Source organism: Vogesella perlucida, from assembly GCF_979366545.1.
This window is the reverse complement of the sequence record NZ_CEETRO010000011.1, coordinates 1-17,425: the sequence shown is the minus strand read 5'-3', so window position 1 is coordinate 17,425 and position 17,425 is coordinate 1. Positions and strand designations below refer to the sequence as shown.

The window sequence follows — 17,425 nt, the reverse complement described above, 5'->3', positions numbered from 1 at the left end:
TTTTCTATCTTACTGAACTAGTATAGTGAACTAGTTCAGTATTGCTAGAGAAAAAAATCATTACTCTGCCTTATTTAGGACTACTTCTTCCTTGAACAGCCTGAGCAGAATTTCTCAGACATGAGTTGGTTTTTCGTTGTACTTTTGCGTGCTCTGTAAAAATTTACACAGTGTCACCCATGGTGTGTTCTAACCCACAGGTGACCACCATGAAGATCCTTCGCATCAACCAAGTAATCGAGATGACTACACTGGGACGCTCTACCATCTATAAGTACATCAAGGAGGGTACCTTTCCGAAGCAGATCAAGATGGGTGCGCGAGCATCAGGTTGGCTGCAAGCTGACGTCGAAAACTGGATCCTTACTAGGCGATGTGGAGGCCAGGAGGTCCAGGAGAGTTGTTCTTCTTAGTGCGGCGATAGACTGGGATGGTGACTGTTTTGCCAAAGCCAAACACCAGAAGGCGTAAGCGCCTTCTGGTTCACTGTCTGGATAATTTAACTTGGTAGTCCTGATGGAGCCACTTTGTGCTTTGCTTCGAATGTATATATCTAATGTAGGCAATCTTGCTGTTTTGGCTGTGATTTTGTGTAGGGTATAATAGTATCTAGCAAATAAGTACTGTCAGGTACTCTACTGGCAGATATCTACTATCAGGTACCTATCCCCAAGTAACCATCCCTAAGTCTTCAGTCTCAAGTATCCATCCATCCATAATCTGCAGGGTGATCTCAATCATCACCCTTAGCCAGAGTTGATGCTAAGCGATCTATGATCAGCACTGTGTTTGTCACGCAGAGCAATGCATCATGCTGTGCACCGGCAGAGTCAACTCTTGGATCAATACACAGCCATGCTACCGAGCATGGGCTGATGGGCGTTTAGATCTTCCCCGATTGTTTCCCTTAAGCAGATCCAGCATGCAGGCAGTATCGCTAAGATTAACTGCCTGATGCCTCGTCTCGTATTCTTCGATAGTCCCTTTAGCGGTTTATCTGCGTTGACCATTGATGAGCATCCTGTAGCAGATCAGTCTGGTATCGATCATTATCCTACGATACCTCTTGGCTCGATCATGCTCTGCCATTCATTGGCTTTGGTGGCCATGAATGCCAGCTTTATCATCCGGGTCATTTACCAGGTTAAGCAGGTGAAATAGAAAGTGAACGGTGGGGGAGGGGAAAGGGTATTCCCAGGCTAGCAGGCCATCATCTGGGTGGATTGGCCTGTGCGGGTAAGGGGTAGGGGTGTCATGGCTGTGCAGTCGCTGCTATTGGGCCTAGCAGGGCGGCAATAAGCTCAGCACCAGATGGCTGTATTGACCAGCGTGTGGTCTGCTTCAGTAAAAATTTACAGTGTTCGTGATCGTGTGAGACCAACCATCAGAAGCACTCACATGACACGTCATCCCGAGAACCGTAACTTACGTCTGCACTACGAAGACACCTTCCATAACCTGCCAGTGCTGGCCAGTGACGATAGGCCGCTGGTGGCAAACTATCTGGAAACCATGGAGCAGGTCATTGACCAGGCGATGGAAGATTATTCCCGAGTCTTTGTCTTCAGGCTAGATCTTCGCTTTCCCTACGACTACGACCAAGACGTCAGCAACAACACAATCAGGCGTTTCCTCGACTCATTCACGGCCAAGCTTGAAGCCAGTGAGCAGCGCAGACGATCTAGCACGCGTGTGCAGGATAACCGTGTTCGCTACCTATGGGCTCGGGAGCAGGTGTCGTCTGACTATCCCCATTATCATCTGGCGATCTTGCTCAATGGACATGCTTACCGACGAGTCGGCAGCTACATGGCAGAGCACGGCCTTGCCAGAGCGATCAAAGAAGCTTGGGTGCGTGCCTTAGAGCTCGATGAGCGGGGTGACCATGAGGGGCTGGTTTCGTACCCAAGGGATAGCGAATTTATTCTGACACGTGACGATGAGCGTGCCCGACGTACTTGCTTCAGTCGGCTGAGCTACCTCTGCAAGGTAGCAAGCAAGCGCTACGGAGATCGTAGCCGTAACTTTGGATGCAGCATCAGGTAAGGGGAGGGGGCAACCCCTTCACTTCAGTAAAAAAATACAGCGTTCATTAACCATGTGACTACAACCCACCAGGGCAATCACATGGCACACCTTACATCGAACCCAATCCCTTCCCGTCAGCAGATCGTTACCACAGATCAGTACCACTACCTGGCAGCGCAGCGCCAAGCAATCACACAGACCAAAGCAAGCTACGGTACAGCGATGGTGGTATCGCTAGAACTTTACTTGTCGCAGGGCAGCCTGGCACCTAGCCTCAGCCGTAGTAACGACATGATTGAACGCTTTCTGGAATGCCTGCAGGGATCCATCGACCACGCCATGATCAGCCGGTCAAAGCTTGAAGGGCATCCGCTTCATTGCCGTGTGCGGCATGCATGCCAGTGCATCATGGCTGACGATGAACAGCCCGCCTTCGAGATGACGCTTTGCCTGAACTCCGAAGCATTCAATGGCCTGGGTCTACTGGACATGACAGGCAGGGGCTTAATGTCGCTTATCAAGCAAGCTTGGGCCAAGACGCTGGGTATCTCGTTCAGCCAGGCTACTGGTCTGGTTGCTTGTGGGCAGCCACGTGTGGATTATCGATAGCGTTCGGCCTAGCCACTCCAGCACCGCCACAGGTTTGATCCAGTAGCGCCACCGCAAAATCCACAAGAACAAAATGTGTAAGATCACTGTTCGATTGTGATCGATTCACACTTCATGTGGTGCATGAACTGGCGCAAGATCAATAATCTGGCAGCAAACTGCCTGTCTATGAGCAGCCCTTCCATTGACGCTGGCCGCCCCTGAATAACCGCTACCAGGCGTCCGAAGGTGTGCTCTACGACATCACGGCTCAGCGCGGTTTCTGCTTGCATCGAGATAGCCGCCAAACTGACGATATCCAGAATCTGGCTGTCTAGCGTATACAAGGGCAGCACTTGACCCGCCAGGTGGTGCCAGGTTTCCAGCTTGTTTTCTACCTCCTCTAGCGCACTTGGTGGCTTATGCTTGAAGCAGGGGTGGGCAATCGACGCGACGCCAATATCCAGAAGATATTCTTCTGACTGCGCCATGGGGTTCCTGCGCGTCAGCTGCAGCTGATCCGTAGCTAGCGTCAGCGCGCCACGCCACCTCGTTGAGCTTATCGTGCAGATCCGTGCGCATGATGGTCAGTATCCTTAGTCAGTCGAACGGCGCCCCAGCACGGTATCGAACCAGGCAAGGAAGTCGGTTTGCATGGCGGGTGTCAGGGTATGGCCTGCCGTGTAACGGTGGCTTTCATAAGCCACTCCCAGCTCGGCCAGACGTTGTACCGATAGCGCCGCCCAGCTCACTGGGAGCACCGCATCGTCATCACCATGGCTGACAAATGCCTGCAGCTTGTCTAAGCGTTCTCGGCTGGCCAAGTACGGTGCCAGCTCTGGCAAAATGCGCCCGGATAGAATGCCAAAGCCACAAACCTGCTCTGGTTCGCTCAAGGCAACGCTAGCACTCATGATGCCACCCTGGCTGAAGCCGGCTATCACGACCTGCCTACCACCCAGCCCATAGGCAGTCTGCAATCCGGCAATAAAGTCCAGCAGCAGGACGCGTGCGCTGTCTGCTTCGGCGGGGTCAAGACGCGGCCCGCTTTGCGAGAAGGCAACGCGAAACCAGGCGTATTGTTCTGCGCCTAACTGAATGGGGCCTTGTGGTAGTACCACCAGTACGGATGGGTCGATGGCTGCAGCAAGATCTGCCAAGTTGCTGGCGTTACCGCCAACGCCGTGCAATAGCACGACACATGCGCTGGGGGTAGTGGGGGCAGGTTCGCGTACGCGATACGATAAAGGCAAACCGGATTTTTGCTGCAAAGGGCTGAGGTGTAGAGCGTGGTACGGCATAGTGTCCCCAGTCTGGCGCATATAGCCTAGGGTGTTACCACTAGGCAGCACGCCGGTAGTGTGCTTACGCACTAAGTTTCGTCATCTGCATGATTGCACGCATGCTTGTTCACAAGCACTGTATCTTTTCGATATGAATCTGGCAGGCTAGCTGGTCTGCCAAATCGGCTACCAGCGCAGAGAAATGCGGCGATGCTTGATGTGCTGCTAGTGCGGCATCGTCAGCATACCGCTCCAGCAGATAAAAGGTGCCTGGGATGTCGCGCGATGCAAACAGCGCATACTGCAGGCAACCCGGTTCGCTGCGCGACGGTGCGATCATGGCTTGCAGGGCTGCAGCCACGTTTGCAGTCGCTGTCGGTTTGGCAGTAACAGTGGCCAGTATGGTGGTAGACATGCTCATTCCTTGCGTGATGATCTGGCAAGACAGAGGTCAGCGTGCTGATGTATCGACAAAGCATACCTACACGCTGACCACCCTGGTTTAGCTACCGAATAGCTTGCCCTCTCCGGCCCAGTCCGACGGTGCCACGTCTTCAAAAATCACATAGATGTATTTGGCATCCGTACCGGTGTGGCGGACGATGCTGTCCGTGATATCGGCAGCCACGGTTTGTTTAGTTTCGGTCTCTTTGCCTTCGAACCAGCTGACACGTACTACAGGCATTTATTGCTCCTTACATAGCGACAGGTTGGCCGCACGCTGCGGCCGGGATAGTGAATAGCACTCAGCGCGCCAAAAAGGCGTGCAAGTCCTGGGTAAAACGAAACGGGTTCTTGAACATCAAGAAATGATCACCCTGCTCGACACGGCTGTAGGTATACAGCGTGGCATCCGGGATGACGGACGCCATCCAGCGCTGGCTTGGTAGATTGCTGCTGTACTCACCACTGAAAATGGCGGTGGGCACGGTGATCTTGTGGCGCAGCACGTCGCGCCAGTCGTTGGTGGCGTGGTCAAACAGCACTTTGGCGCTGTACTGCGGCACTGCCGCAGCTACCGCTCTGGCAAAGGCACTGCTATTGACGTAGTAGGGTGAGTCTGTTGCCAGCGCTCGCTCGACTACTTTCATGTCAACCACTTGCTGGTTGGCCGTATCGCCACGAGTGAACGCGGCCACCATGCGCTCCGGGGAAGTGGTCATACCCCCAGCGTCTAGCCGCTCCTGCTCGCTCCAGTCGGCGTGGGTATAGATTGATGGTGGCTGGTCAACAAATACCAACTTGCGAATGCCTTCGGTGCCAAACAGATCGACATAGCTCCACAGCACCGCAGCTCCCATAGACCAGCCGCAGTAGTCGGCTTGCTGAAGCTTGAGGTGATGGACAAACGCTTTCAGGTCGGCAGCAAAGCGACTGATACGCCCACCGTAGTCCACCTGCTGCGATAAGCCCTGGTTGCGCGGGTCCAGTACGTATACGTGGTACTGCTTGCTCAGCAGATACAGCACGTTGATGTACTCGGCACCGCTGGCCGACCAGCCGGGAATAAAGACCAGTGGTTTGCCGCTGCCTGCTTCCCAATAACGCAAGGTAACGCCGTCATTTGTCTGGAACTGATTTATCTGCAGGCCGGGAAAGTCCGACAGCCGGGCAGGCAGACCTGCTTGTGGCTGGGGAAAGACAAAATCTTTTCCCAATACCGACAGCGCGGGTGCTGCCAGCGCCAAGCTCGCCGCACTGCCCAAGAGCATTACCGCCATAAGGCGCTGCAGTGCATGATGTGCGCTGCTTACTGCCTGGCTCATACTTTCACCCAGCCCGGTGCCACTGCTGGCCCCTGACCCAGAAAGTAACCAAACTGGATATTCATCAGGCCTACCGGCTCCAGTAAACGGCAGTTTTCCAAGCCGCCTGCATCTACCGCTTCGAAACCGATAGATTGCACCAAACTGGCCACCACCGATTTTGCCGTGCTGTCATCCGAAGCCATGAAAACTTGCAGAGTTTTATCGGCCCGTGCGGCCGGGGGAAGCAAAGGTGCAAAGATGGTATTGAACGCTTTCACCACACGCGCAGCGGGCGCCCAGCGCTGTACCTGTTCACCTGCAGAGGTGGTGTGTCCGATGACCAGCTGCTTGAAATCTGCGCTGATCGGGTTGCAGATATCTACCACTACCTTGTCGGTCAGGTTGCCAGCTACAGCTAGCGCCTCTGCCATTGCGGCAAAAGGTAGAGCCAGGAAAATTACCTCTGCTTGCCGTGCAGCATCCACCAAGCTACTGGCCATGGCGCCCGTAGTGGCAGCCGCCGCGTCGGCTTTGTCCTGGTCTCGCCCTGCTAACCAGACAGTGTGACCTGCGGACACCAGTGCGGCTGCCAGGCCGCTTCCCATATTGCCGTGACCAATAATGGCTACTTTCATCATCTGCTCCTTGTTTCAACACAAGCGCACTATATGACTAGCAACCATGCGGGATAAATTGGCTAAAATAGCCTAGACTAAAAACTGGATGTTTCTAATGGACCGTTTGCAAAGCATGGCTGTGTTTGTAAAAGCCGTGGAAACCGGGTCGTTCTCAGCAGCAGCAGACATGCTGGAGATGTCACCACAACTGGTGGGCAAGCATGTCCAGGTGCTGGAGCAGCACCTGGGTGTACGCCTGCTGAACCGCACCACGCGGCGGCAACATCTTACTGAATTTGGCGAGCGCTACTATGAGCGCGTAAAAGATATCCTGGCGGACGTAGCAGAAGCGGAAAGCCTGGCCGAGGAAACCCGCGCCGTGCCGCGCGGCAAGCTGCGCATCAACGCCCCCATGACTTTTGGTGTGGGTGCCCTGGCCCCGCAGCTGCAGCGCTATATGTCGGCCTACCCCGAGGTGTCGGTCGAGATGTCGCTGGTCAACAGTTACGTGGACATTATCGAAGCGGGGGCGGACGTAGTGTTTCGCGTGGGGGCGCTAGCCGACAGCAGCATGATTGCACGGCCACTGGCGCCCTACCGGCTGCTGCTCTGCGCTGCACCTGCCTACTTGGCCAGCCACCCGCCTATTACCCACCCCAGTGACCTGAGCCAGCACGAGTGCCTACGCTACGCAATCAAGGAACTGCGCGATCAATGGACCTTCGATGGGCCAGAGGGGCGCATCACGGTACCCATCAACGGGCGCTACCTGGTGGATACCGGCGAAGCCTTGCTACCGCTGGCGCTGGCTGGTTTCGGCATTATGCTGCAGCCCGTAGAGCTAGTATCCGACGCGCTGGCGCGTGGCCAACTGGTACAGCTGCTGCCTCAATACACGCCGCCAGGCAGGCCATTTCATTTGCTCTACCCAGCAGACCGCCGCATGACCCCCAAGCTGCGTAGCTTCATTGACTTTGCCCTGCAAACATTTGGAGACCGTGAGGCGTGACTTGAGCTGCGATGCAGAGCGTTTGGTTAATAACAAAGTGCGCTTGATTGTTATCGCTATATTTTTAGAAGTTGTTAAAAATTTCGTTTGATTGTCAATAATTGTTAAGGTCTATTTACTAAAAGTTAATGCAAATTATTATTGATGCGTTATAGCCAGCCAGTTGCCAGCAGCCTATCGGTTCCGTGTAGCAAGCCAGCCAAATCTAGCACCCATCAATAATAAGGAACGTTAAGATGGCTTTCATTAGCAGCCGGAAGCACGATGTGCCTGCTCAGGCCCACCGTACTGCGTTGTTATCCGCACTGATGCTGACTTTGCCTGCTGCCGCGTCGGCAGCGGATGCCGCTGTTGAAAATGCGGCTGAAACCGTGTTGCCCACGGTGCAGGTTGAGGCTACCCCGGTCAAACCTGCTTACAAGACGGAGTCATCCGCTTCGAGCAAATTCACCGCCCCGCTGCTGGACACACCCAAAACCGTCACCATCATCCCTGCCGAGGTTATCCAGCAAACCGCTGCGGCTACCCTGGCAGAGGCTTTGCGGGCTACCCCGGGTATCACCATGGGTTCCGGCGAAGGCGGTAACCCGATTGGCGACAATATCTACATCCGCGGCTTCATGTCGCAGAGTGATACCTTCATCGATGGTGTCCGCGATACGGGCTCCCAATCGCGTGAAGTGTTCAACCTGGAGCAAGTGGAAGTCAACAAGGGTCCGAGCTCTGCCTACGGTGGGCGCGGCTCTGCGGGTGGTAGCGTCAATCTCATCAGCAAAGCACCCAAGCTGGAAGAGTTCACCCGTGGTTCGCTGGGTGTTGGCACCGATGATTACAAACGCGGCACGCTGGATATCAACCGTACACTGGATGACACCACCGCTATTCGCGTGAACGCGATGGCTTATGCCTCCGATGTGGCAGGGCGTGATGCTGTCAATATGAGCCGCTGGGGGATTGCACCCAGTATCGGTTTTGGCCTGGGCACGGATACCACGGTATTGCTCAGCTACTACCACATGCAATCCGATGACTTGCCGGATAGTGGCATCCCGTTTAACAACCCCTTCAGCTCGGGCAGCAACGTTGCCAAGAACGGTGACGGCCAGCCGGTCAGCGTTGACCGTAATACTTACTACGGCTTGGTTAACCGTGACTTTCACAAGACCGAAGCCGACATCGCCACGCTAGACGTCAAGCACACTTTCGGCAGTGGCATGACACTGCGCAACGTGGCGCGCTACGGCAAGACCAGTAACGACTATGTCTGGACCCAGCCCGATGACAGCAAGGGCAACGTAGTGCTGTACGGCAATGTCTGGCGTCGTGCTAATAGCCGCTTTACCGAGACCGAAACCGCCACCAACCAGACCAGCATCGATGGCAAATTTGAGCTGGGTGGTATCAAGCACAGCTATGTGCTGGGCCTGGAGCTGAGCCGCGAGGAAACCAATCGTGGCAGCTACGTCTTCTCTCCGGGGACAAACAACCTGCTTACCGGTAACACCACTTGCGCCACCGCGGGTGCGGCGACAGGTTACAACTGCACCTCCCTGAGCAACCCCAATTACAACGACCCCTGGGTTTACACCCGCAGCATTTCACCGGCTAGAACCAATGTGGTGACCGATACCAAGTCCTTGTACGGTTTCGACACCGCCGAGCTGAGCGAGCGTTGGTCGGTCAACGGTGGTCTGCGCTTTGATGACTACACGTCCAAGCTGCATACCCCTGCTTATGTTTCCGGTAGCACAACCACCGCAGCAGTGTCGGCCCGGAACCACAGCAGCTTCTGGAACTACCAAGCCGGCGTGGTGTACAAGCCCGCTCCGCAAGGTAGCGTGTACGCGTCGTATGGTACCGCCAGCACCCCGCCTGGCAATGATGGTGGCGATGGCCTGGATGGCTTGACCACGGCAGTACAGAACCTGGACCCGCAAGAAAGCCGCAACATCGAGCTGGGCGTGAAATGGGAGCTGTTCGACCGTACCCTGCAAGTGGCCGCGGCCGTATTCGATACTGACATGAAAAATGCGCGCGTGACATCTGCAGATGGCACCAGCAAGAACGTTGGCCGCAAGCGTGTCAAAGGCTATGAACTGTCGGCCAGCGGTAACCTGACGCGCAACTGGCAAGTGTTTGCCGGTTACACCCATCTGGATGCCCGCGTGGTGGATAACGGGTATGTGAATGTCGGCACGACGGCAGCGCCGGTGTATGTGGCATCGCCGTACAACGGTAATCAATTCCCGACCACACCGGAAGATAGCTTCAGCCTGTGGAATACCTACCAGCTTGCCCCGGGGGTCACCATCGGTGCGGGGGCAAACTATGTTTCCAAGGTGTATGCCAACGTAAACAACACCAAGTGGGTGCCGTCTTACTGGCGTTACGACGCGATGGCCAGCTACGTGGTGAACAAGCACACTACACTGCAGCTGAACATCCAGAACCTGACCGATGAGGTTTACTACAACGCGGTTTCTTCTCCGCATTACGCCAATATCGCACCGGGCCGCTCTGCAACATTAACGGCCAACTTCACGTACTAAGAAATCACTAGGCCATTGCGCCTGAACCGCTTATCCAGCGGCAAAACAGCCCCAGCTTCACCTGCGAGCTGGGGCTGTTTTTGTTGGTTGCGTCAGCAGGCAAGCGATCAGCAAGGAAACCGCAAGGTAAAGCAATTCACACCCGTGGCTGAGTCGACGGTAATGTGCCCACCGTGCAGCTCGACAATCGACCGGGTAATGGCCAAGCCCAAGCCTGCGCCATCGGACTCCCCCGCGACGCGTGCAGGGTCTGCGCGGTAGAACCTGTCAAACAATCGGGGGATGACCGCTGCGGGTATGGCGTCCCCTTCGTTGCGTACCTGGAGGGTCCAGCCGGTAGCGTCTTCTGCCATGACGATGCTGACGACACTGCCGGGATAGGCGTGGCGCAGTGCGTTGGACAGCAGGTTGCTGAGTGCCCGTCTCAGCATCAGACGGTCACCTTGCAACTGACTGTGACCCGTTTGCTGCAAGCGGATGTCTTTTTCTTCTGCTAGCGCGTCGTAAAACTCGAACAGTGCCGCGACTTCATCCTCGATGACAATCGTCTCGCGGCTAGGCAAAACCAGCCCATGCTCGGCTTTCGCCAGAAAGAGCATGTCAGACACGGTGCGGGCAAGGCGCTGAAACTCTTCTGCATTGGATGCCAGTATTTCCCGGTACGCTTCCGCGCTACGCGGTTGTGCGATGGCGACCTGGGTTTCGGTCAGCAGATTGCTGATGGGCGTGCGCAGCTCATGCGCCAGATCGGAAGAAAATTCAGACAGTTTGTGGAAGTCGTTCTGCAGCCGGCGCAACATGGCATTGAGGGTGTGCGCCAAATCGGCCATTTCTGGAGGCACCGAGTCAACCGGCATTTGTGCGTCCAGATGTTGCCCGGTGATTTGCTGCGCTTTGGCTTTCATGTCACGCAGCGGGGCCAGACCATTGTGCGCCACCCACCAGGCCAGCAAACCGCCCAATAACGCCGAGAAAACGATGTATCCCAGCAGTGAGTGGCCGACGGTATGCATGAAGTGCTCATGCCTTTTGGTGTCAATCACGGCGCAGATGGTCAGCTCGGTCCGTTGCTGGTCGGCCAGTTGCCCTGTACCGCACAGGCCATGGTAGTTGGCGCCCTTGTGCTGCCAGCTCTGCATGCTCTGGTTGGTGCTGGGCCGGGTATCGGGAAAGTAAAATCCCGCGGGCACGGGGGAGGTGTACACCGGGTAGCCCAGACGCTGTAATTGCACGTAAAGGTCGCGGTGGTTATGTACCACGTCATCGAGCCGGGTAGCCAAAGCGCCAAGGTTGGCCGTGGTGCGCATGACTTCCTGAATCAGGCCAATCTTGTCGCGCAGGTCATCTGCATCTTGCTCATCGAAGTGGCGATTCACCATCACGCCGACCAGCACGCCCAGGCCTGCCAGTAACAGAACGGAGACCAGCGCGTACAGCAATGTCAGTCTGGCCGTGAGTGACAGACGGTACGTCATGCATCCGTCTCCGGTACTTCCAGTACGTAACCCATGCCGCGTACGGTATGAATGAGTTTGGGTTCGAAGCCATCGTCAATTTTTACCCGCAACCGGCGCACGGCCACATCGATGACATTCGTATCGCTATCGAAATTCATGTCCCACACCTGGGAAGCGATCAGGCTGCGCGGCAGGACCTCCCCTTGGCGGCGCATGAGCAGCTCCAGCAAGCCGAACTCTTTGGCAGTCAACGTAATCCGCTTGCCTTCGCGACAGACCCGTCGCCGTAGCAGGTCCAGCTCCAGCCCGGCAATCTGCAACGTTGTCGTATCTTGCGGACTGCGACCACGGCGCAAGATGGTGCGTACCCTGGCCAGCAACTCTGCGAACGAAAAGGGTTTGACCAGGTAATCGTCTGCGCCCAGCTCCAGGCCCTTGACTCGGTCCTCTACCTGGTCGCGTGCAGTCAGGAAGAGGGTGGGCATGGTTTTATGCCGCAGCCGCAACTGGGTCAGCACTTGCCAACCATCCATGGTAGGCAGCATCACGTCCAGAATCAGCAGGTCATACATCCCCTCCAAGGCAAGGTAAAACCCTTCTTGCCCGTCTTGTGCCAGATCCACCGTAAAGCCGGCCTCGCGTAGCCCCTGGCGCAAATACTCCCCGGTCTTGAGTTCGTCTTCGACAATCAGAATTTTCATCGCCATTCCCGTATCAAGCCGACAGTTTGCCATTTCCCGCGATGGAATGCGCCAGATGACAGATTTGTAATCTGACTGTCAGTTTGTTGTTGGCTGCCGTCGGCCAGACTAGGCGTACTGAATACGGACCTGATTTTCTGCCAACGCGACGCAAGGTTTGGGCGGTGGCAGAAAAGGAGAGTGGAGTATGAATAAACACACAACATGGCTGGCCATCCTGCCACTGCTGGCCAGCCTGGCGCAGGCACAGCAAGCCCCGGAAAGCGAGTGGCGGCAAGCTAACCGGCACGTGGCCGAATTCCCGCGTGGGCATGCAGATGTTTTGAAATGGGAACAGCAGCAGGCAGTCGCTGCCGTGCCGACTGTCACCAAAGCTGCCCCATTGCAGATTGGGCAACTCGCCGAGGGAGTACGCCTTGCTTGGCAAGCTCACCCTGAACTGGCGAGATCACTGAACCAGCTTGGCGCCGAGCAAACCGAGCTGCTAGCGACTGGGCAGTGGCAGGCCTTGTCGCTGACACAGTTGCGCCGAGTGGAAGACGCCGCAGAACTGATCGAGATTGCTCATAGTTCGCGCAAGGTTCTGCTCGCCGCTGTTGCCGCTACACAAGCGCAGCCGTATCAGCATCAAATCCTGAAGGCCGCCGAAGCCGCATCCGAGCTGGGTGAGCGTATGGCGAAAACCGGTAACTGGAGCCAGCTACAGGCGGCGCAGCGGCAGCTGATTCATCTTGATGCGCAGCAACAGTGGCAGCGCGACCAGTATGCCGTGGCGCAGAACGAGATGGCGCTACTCAAGACAATACAGCAATGGGCTCGCACCACCCCACCCAGCTTGCAGCTGCCGACCTCACTGCCCGAACTGCCGGTTACCCCAGTGAGCGAGCAAGCCATGCAAAGCCGGCTGGCTCAGGTGCGAGATACGCTGCCTCACCGTGAAAAAGTCACCGCGCTTCCCAATGCAGAGATGGCCTACCGCGCCTACCGTACCGCCCATGCGCTGGCTAGCAAACAGCAGCAGATACAGACATTGAAGCAGTTTGTGTATGACGAAACGGTGCTGCGTTACAACGGCATGCTGATGAATACCTGGGAATTGCTGGACGAGGCGCGAGCCTTGGTGGAAGCAAGGGTCCGGGCCATCAACGCCATTCGCGACTTCTGGCTGGCAGAGGCAGACCTGCAACTGGTTCTGCTGGGTGGACAGCCCGAAAGCTTTGTAACGTTGGCCGCAGGCAGCGGCGATAGCCCTGCTGCTGCGGGACATTGAAAGGATAAGGCATGAGTATTGATCAATCCCGCCGCCAATTTTTTGCGGGCGCTGCCACCGCCGTCGTTGGTGCTACTGTCGCCCGTTCGGCACTGGCTGCGTTACCGGAGCCCGTCATTCAGACCTCGGTAGAAACCGCGCCACCACTGATTCCCGATACCGGCCGCCCGTACAACCCGGTGGTAACCCTTAATGGCTGGACGCTACCCTGGCGAATGAACAATGGCGTCAAGGAGTTTCACCTGGTCGCCGAGCCGGTAGAACGCGAAATGGCCCCCGGCTTTACTGCCCAGCTGTGGGGCTACAACGGGCAGAGCCCGGGGCCGACCATTGAGGTTGTCGAAGGTGACCGCGTACGTATCTTCGTCACCAACAAGTTGCCGGAGCATACCAGCGTGCACTGGCATGGCCAGCGCCTGCCTAACGGCATGGACGGGGTGTCCGGGCTGACCCAGCGCAGCATCAAGCCCGGTAAAACCTTTGTTTACGAGTTCGAAGCACGGCGCCCGGGGACATTCATGTACCACCCGCATGCCGATGAAATGGTGCAGATGGCCATGGGCATGCATGGTTTCTGGGTCACCCACCCCAAAGGCAAGCACCCGCTGATCGATGAGGTCGACCGCGACTTCTGCTTCCTGCTTAATGCCTTTGATGTAGAGCCCGGCAGTAAGACGCCCAAGGTCAATACCATGACCGATTTCAATATCTGGGCGTGGAACAGCCGCATCTTCCCGGGTATCGATTCGCTGAATGTGCGCCTGAACGACAAGGTGCGCATCCGGGTGGGCAACCTGACCATGACCAACCACCCGATCCACCTGCATGGCCACGAGTTCCTGGTGACCGGCACCGATGGTGGGCCAACACCCAAATCCACCCGCTGGTACGAAGTCACCACTGATATTGCCGTCGGCCAGATGCGCCAACTGGAGTTCATTGCGGATGAGGAAGGCGATTGGGCCATCCATTGCCACAAAAGCCACCACACCATGAACGCCATGGGGCATGACGTACCAAACATGATTGGTGTGGATCACCGGGGCCTGGTAGGCAAGATCCAGCAAGTAGCACCGGATTACATGCTGATGGGTGAGCGTGGCATGGCGGATATGGGGGAGATGGAAATGCCGATTCCCGATAACACCGCGCCCATGATGACCGGGCAAGGCCCGTTTGGCTCGCTGGAGATGGGGGGCATGTTCAGCGTGCTGAAGGTGCGCAAAGACCAGCCTGCCGGCAGCTACAAAGACCCGGGCTGGTTTCAGCACCCTGCGGGTACGGTGGCGTACGAATACCGGGGGGAACTGCCCGCTGCCTCACGTCAGCCCGCTGCGGCCAACCCAGCCGCTGCTACGGTAAAAGCCAAAAAACCGGGGACGACGCCCGGTCACCATTAACCACACCATCAGGAATAGACCACATGAAAACCACCCGCCAATTGATCGCCATTGCCTTGCTGGCTAGCGTTGGGATTGCTCCAGCTTGGGCTGCCGGCAGTCATGCAGGCAGCCATGACGAATCTGCCATTGGTTTGCCGGGTAAGGCTGCCAATGTCACTCGCACCATCCAGATGGACATGTCTGACAACATGCGCTTTTCAGCGCCGTTGATTCGTGTGAAGCAAGGCGAGACTGTCCGTTTCGTTGTGCAAAACCTGGGCAAGGTAAAGCACGAGTTCAGTCTGGGGACAGAAAAAGAGCTGCTTGAGCACTACGAGCAAATGAAGAAATTTCCGGACATGGAGCACGACGAGCCCAGCAAGGTGTCGCTCGCACCCGGTGCCAAAGGCGAGGTGATCTGGCAGTTCACCAAGGCAGGTACGGTTCGCTTTGCCTGCCTGCACCCCGGGCACTACGATGCCGGCATGAAAGGCTTGGTCAAAGTAGACAAGAAGTAAAACCATGCGGGCGAGCAGAAAGCCTGCCCGGCGTATTGATGTTTGAGGAGTATGAAACCATGACCATTCGTACCGTGTTTTTCGCCACCGCTTTGGGCTTGGCTGCTTTCAGCCCTGTCGTTCAAGCTACCCAGCACACTATGGCAGGCAGCCACATGAGCGCTAGCAATCACATGAACATGATGGCTGACGGTGAAGTCCGCAAACTGGATCTGGCTGCCGGCAAAATCACCATCAAGCATGGCCCGATTGCACACATGGACATGCCAGGCATGACCATGGTGTTCACCGCCAAAGACAGGGCATTGCTGGATAAGATCAAGGTGGGGGACAAAATCCGCTTCATGGTCAGTCATGAGGACGGCAAGATGATGGTTACCGACATCCAGCCAGCCAACTGATACCCGTGCGGCCGTGTCACCACGGCCTTTTTCACCTTTCAGGATGTCGACTCAATCATGTCGTTGCTGACGTCTAAACAGAAAATAGCCTTCATCGTGTTGCTCGGGCTGGTGGCTACAGGGGTTGCCGTTTATTTGACGACCGATCGCGGCCCGGTGACACAACCGTTTGCACTACGCCCGGATGATGCGGCACTGGTGACACGTGGCCATCAGGTGTACCTAGAAAACTGCGCCAGTTGTCACGGCAGCGAGCGTGAAGGGCAGGCGAATTGGCGTGAGCGTAACGCTCAAGGCATGTTGCCAGCGCCGCCACACGATGAAAGCGGCCATACCTGGCACCACCCTGACGAGATGCTGTTTGCGCTGACCAAGTACGGCGTTGCCAAGGTGGCCAATATGCCGGGCTACCAGTCCGCCATGCCAGCATACGAAGGCAAGCTCAGTGATAGCGACATCATCGCGGTGCTGTCCTGGATAAAAAGCCAGTGGCCAGAAGAAACGCGCAAGCTGCACGATCAGGTAAATCAACGCGCACAGGTAAAGTGAGGGTATTGCCATAGCCTTTAGCGAGGCTTTAGTTTGGTGTCCGATTGCCATCAGGTTGCTGATTAGAGAGTGCCATGATGGCTATTGCTTTTGGTGTGGCATTTCTTTTTGCTCGAACAGCCCATCACCTCTCTGTGCTAGCCACTGCTTTTTATTAAATCCAGTCGCTACTTGCTTGCGTACATCCCCCCAGGTAGGATGCTGAGCCATGAGCACACATACTTCCCATCCCGACATTATCAAGCGGCTCAAGCGTGCCGAAGGCCACCTCAGGAGCATCGTCACTATGCTCGAAGAGGGGCGCAGCTGCCTGGAGATCGCCCAGCAGCTACAAGCCGTAGAAAGCGCCGTGACTAATGCCAAAAAGACGCTTGTTCACGACCATATCGAGCACTGTCTAGAACACGCTGTGCGCGAAGGCGCGCAGACTGCCGACGATACCTTGCGCGAATTCAAAGCCATCACCAAATACCTCTGAGGCGCTACCTGCCATGACTGAGTTTGCTACCCTCCTGCAGCAGGGTAATGCTTGGCTATTTATCCCTAGCGCCATCCTGCTGGGGGCGTTGCACGGCCTGGAGCCGGGTCATTCCAAGACCATGATGGCTGCCTTTATTGTGGCCATACGCGGCACGCTGGGGCAGGCGGTGTTGCTAGGCTTGTCGGCTACCCTGTCGCACACCGCCGTGGTGTGGGCTGTGGCCATGACTGGCCTGTACTTTGGCCAGAACTGGGACCCGGGCAAGACCGAAGCCTATTTTCAGCTGGCATCTGCCGTGATTATTGTTGGTGTAGCCGCCTGGATGATCTGGCGCACCTGGTATAACCAGCAATGCGCGCACGACCATGACCATCATCACGACCATGACCATGATGAAAGCCAGACCATTGATACCGGCCACGGCAAGGTCAGGCTGCAAGTATTCGAAGACGGCGTGCCACCTCGTTTTCGCTTGTACCACGGAAGCCCATGCGGCCATGTCTGGGCGGCTGAGCATATCCGCGTGGAAACCCTGCGCCCCGATGGGCAGCGCCAGGCTTTTACTTTTGTGCAGCGAGATGGCTTTGTGGAGTCCGAGCAGCTCATTCCCGAGCCGCACGAATTCGTGGCACGTCTGAGCCTGGGGCATGGGCAGCATAGCCACGATTACGAAGTGCAATACGTCGAACATGGCCACGATCACGCTGTAAATGACTTGGATGGCCTGAGCATATCGGCAGACGGTTACCAAGACCCGCACGAATTAGCCCATGCAAACGATATCCGTCGCCGCTTTGCAGGCCGGGAGGTGACCACCGGCCAGATTGTCATGTTTGGCCTAACG

The 17,425-nt window shown here is 56.3% G+C and carries 21 protein-coding genes; 13 read left to right on the top strand and 8 right to left on the bottom strand.

Going from position 1 to position 17,425, the window contains the following annotated elements; genetic code table 11:
- Positions 1–179 precede the first annotated feature (179 nt).
- The 4 genes from ACZ9XP_RS15040 (at position 180) to ACZ9XP_RS15025 (ending at position 2,637) form a co-directional block, all read left to right on the top strand.
- Positions 180–413, top strand: a complete 234-nt coding sequence (locus ACZ9XP_RS15040; RefSeq protein WP_465188712.1) for a helix-turn-helix transcriptional regulator — start codon at positions 180–182, stop codon at positions 411–413.
- 541 nt (positions 414–954) lie between these two features.
- A complete protein-coding gene (locus tag ACZ9XP_RS15035; protein WP_465188711.1) occupies positions 955–1,161 on the top strand; it encodes a hypothetical protein in 207 nt (68 codons plus the stop codon).
- A gap of 237 nt (positions 1,162–1,398) precedes the next feature.
- Positions 1,399–2,046 (top strand): inovirus Gp2 family protein, encoded by a 648-nt coding sequence (locus ACZ9XP_RS15030; RefSeq protein ID WP_465188710.1) that lies wholly within the window; start codon positions 1,399–1,401, stop codon positions 2,044–2,046.
- A gap of 81 nt (positions 2,047–2,127) precedes the next feature.
- Positions 2,128–2,637, top strand: coding sequence for a YagK/YfjJ domain-containing protein (locus tag ACZ9XP_RS15025; RefSeq protein WP_465188709.1), 510 nt, complete (start codon positions 2,128–2,130; stop codon positions 2,635–2,637).
- Positions 2,638–2,720: 83 nt separating this feature from the next.
- Here ACZ9XP_RS15025 and ACZ9XP_RS15020 read toward each other — a convergent pair whose 3' ends face one another.
- The 6 genes from ACZ9XP_RS15020 to ACZ9XP_RS14995 all read right to left on the bottom strand — a co-directional run bounded on the left by ACZ9XP_RS15020 (position 2,721) and on the right by ACZ9XP_RS14995 (position 6,282).
- On the bottom strand, positions 2,721–3,107 hold the full coding sequence (locus ACZ9XP_RS15020; RefSeq protein WP_465188708.1) for a hypothetical protein: 387 nt from the start codon (positions 3,105–3,107) through the stop codon (positions 2,721–2,723).
- Positions 3,108–3,212: 105 nt separating this feature from the next.
- Positions 3,213–3,917, bottom strand: a complete 705-nt coding sequence (locus tag ACZ9XP_RS15015; RefSeq protein ID WP_465188707.1) for an alpha/beta hydrolase — start codon at positions 3,915–3,917, stop codon at positions 3,213–3,215.
- A gap of 109 nt (positions 3,918–4,026) precedes the next feature.
- Positions 4,027–4,314, bottom strand: a complete 288-nt coding sequence (locus ACZ9XP_RS15010; RefSeq protein ID WP_465188706.1) for a putative quinol monooxygenase — start codon at positions 4,312–4,314, stop codon at positions 4,027–4,029.
- Between the two features lie 87 nt (positions 4,315–4,401).
- Positions 4,402–4,584 carry a tautomerase family protein gene (locus ACZ9XP_RS15005; RefSeq protein ID WP_465188705.1) on the bottom strand — a complete coding sequence of 61 codons (183 nt, stop codon included), beginning with the start codon at positions 4,582–4,584 and terminating at the stop codon, positions 4,402–4,404.
- Between the two features lie 61 nt (positions 4,585–4,645).
- Entirely contained in the window at positions 4,646–5,665 is a 1,020-nt protein-coding gene (locus ACZ9XP_RS15000) for an alpha/beta fold hydrolase (RefSeq protein WP_465188704.1), read from the bottom strand.
- Positions 5,662–6,282 (bottom strand): NADPH-dependent F420 reductase, encoded by a 621-nt coding sequence (locus tag ACZ9XP_RS14995; protein ID WP_465188703.1) that lies wholly within the window; start codon positions 6,280–6,282, stop codon positions 5,662–5,664. The genes ACZ9XP_RS15000 and ACZ9XP_RS14995 overlap by 4 nt, the downstream gene beginning before the upstream one ends.
- A gap of 97 nt (positions 6,283–6,379) precedes the next feature.
- Between ACZ9XP_RS14995 and ACZ9XP_RS14990 the strand changes: the two genes are divergently transcribed.
- On the top strand, positions 6,380–7,273 hold the full coding sequence (locus ACZ9XP_RS14990; RefSeq protein WP_465188702.1) for a LysR family transcriptional regulator: 894 nt from the start codon (positions 6,380–6,382) through the stop codon (positions 7,271–7,273).
- A 236-nt stretch (positions 7,274–7,509) separates the two neighbouring features.
- Positions 7,510–9,822, top strand: coding sequence for a TonB-dependent receptor (locus ACZ9XP_RS14985; protein ID WP_465188701.1), 2,313 nt, complete (start codon positions 7,510–7,512; stop codon positions 9,820–9,822).
- A 107-nt stretch (positions 9,823–9,929) separates the two neighbouring features.
- Here the strand turns inward: ACZ9XP_RS14985 and ACZ9XP_RS14980 are convergent, their stop codons facing one another.
- Together ACZ9XP_RS14980 and ACZ9XP_RS14975 are read right to left on the bottom strand one after the other, a co-directional pair.
- On the bottom strand, positions 9,930–11,297 hold the full coding sequence (locus ACZ9XP_RS14980) for a heavy metal sensor histidine kinase (protein ID WP_465188700.1): 1,368 nt from the start codon (positions 11,295–11,297) through the stop codon (positions 9,930–9,932).
- Positions 11,294–11,980: a heavy metal response regulator transcription factor gene (locus ACZ9XP_RS14975; RefSeq protein WP_227302543.1), complete on the bottom strand. Its 687-nt coding sequence runs from the start codon at positions 11,978–11,980 to the stop codon at positions 11,294–11,296. Before ACZ9XP_RS14975 ends, ACZ9XP_RS14980 begins: the two co-directional genes overlap by 4 nt.
- Positions 11,981–12,167: 187 nt before the next feature.
- Between ACZ9XP_RS14975 and ACZ9XP_RS14970 the strand changes: the two genes are divergently transcribed.
- From ACZ9XP_RS14970 to ACZ9XP_RS14940, 7 genes are all read left to right on the top strand, one after another.
- Positions 12,168–13,250 (top strand): hypothetical protein, encoded by a 1,083-nt coding sequence (locus ACZ9XP_RS14970; protein WP_465188699.1) that lies wholly within the window; start codon positions 12,168–12,170, stop codon positions 13,248–13,250.
- 11 nt (positions 13,251–13,261) lie between these two features.
- Positions 13,262–14,650 carry a multicopper oxidase family protein gene (locus ACZ9XP_RS14965; protein WP_465188698.1) on the top strand — a complete coding sequence of 463 codons (1,389 nt, stop codon included), beginning with the start codon at positions 13,262–13,264 and terminating at the stop codon, positions 14,648–14,650.
- Positions 14,651–14,673: 23 nt separating this feature from the next.
- Positions 14,674–15,150: a cupredoxin domain-containing protein gene (locus ACZ9XP_RS14960; RefSeq protein WP_438696950.1), complete on the top strand. Its 477-nt coding sequence runs from the start codon at positions 14,674–14,676 to the stop codon at positions 15,148–15,150.
- Between the two features lie 155 nt (positions 15,151–15,305).
- Positions 15,306–15,551 (top strand): copper-binding protein, encoded by a 246-nt coding sequence (locus tag ACZ9XP_RS14955; RefSeq protein ID WP_465188697.1) that lies wholly within the window; start codon positions 15,306–15,308, stop codon positions 15,549–15,551.
- 57 nt (positions 15,552–15,608) lie between these two features.
- Complete coding sequence (locus ACZ9XP_RS14950; protein ID WP_465188696.1) at positions 15,609–16,100, top strand: c-type cytochrome; 492 nt, start codon at positions 15,609–15,611, stop codon at positions 16,098–16,100.
- Positions 16,101–16,308: 208 nt separating this feature from the next.
- Complete coding sequence (locus ACZ9XP_RS14945) at positions 16,309–16,578, top strand: metal-sensing transcriptional repressor (protein WP_147683135.1); 270 nt, start codon at positions 16,309–16,311, stop codon at positions 16,576–16,578.
- Between the two features lie 13 nt (positions 16,579–16,591).
- The coding region (locus ACZ9XP_RS14940; RefSeq protein ID WP_465188695.1) for a nickel/cobalt efflux transporter at positions 16,592–17,425 on the top strand (834 nt) is incomplete at its 3' end.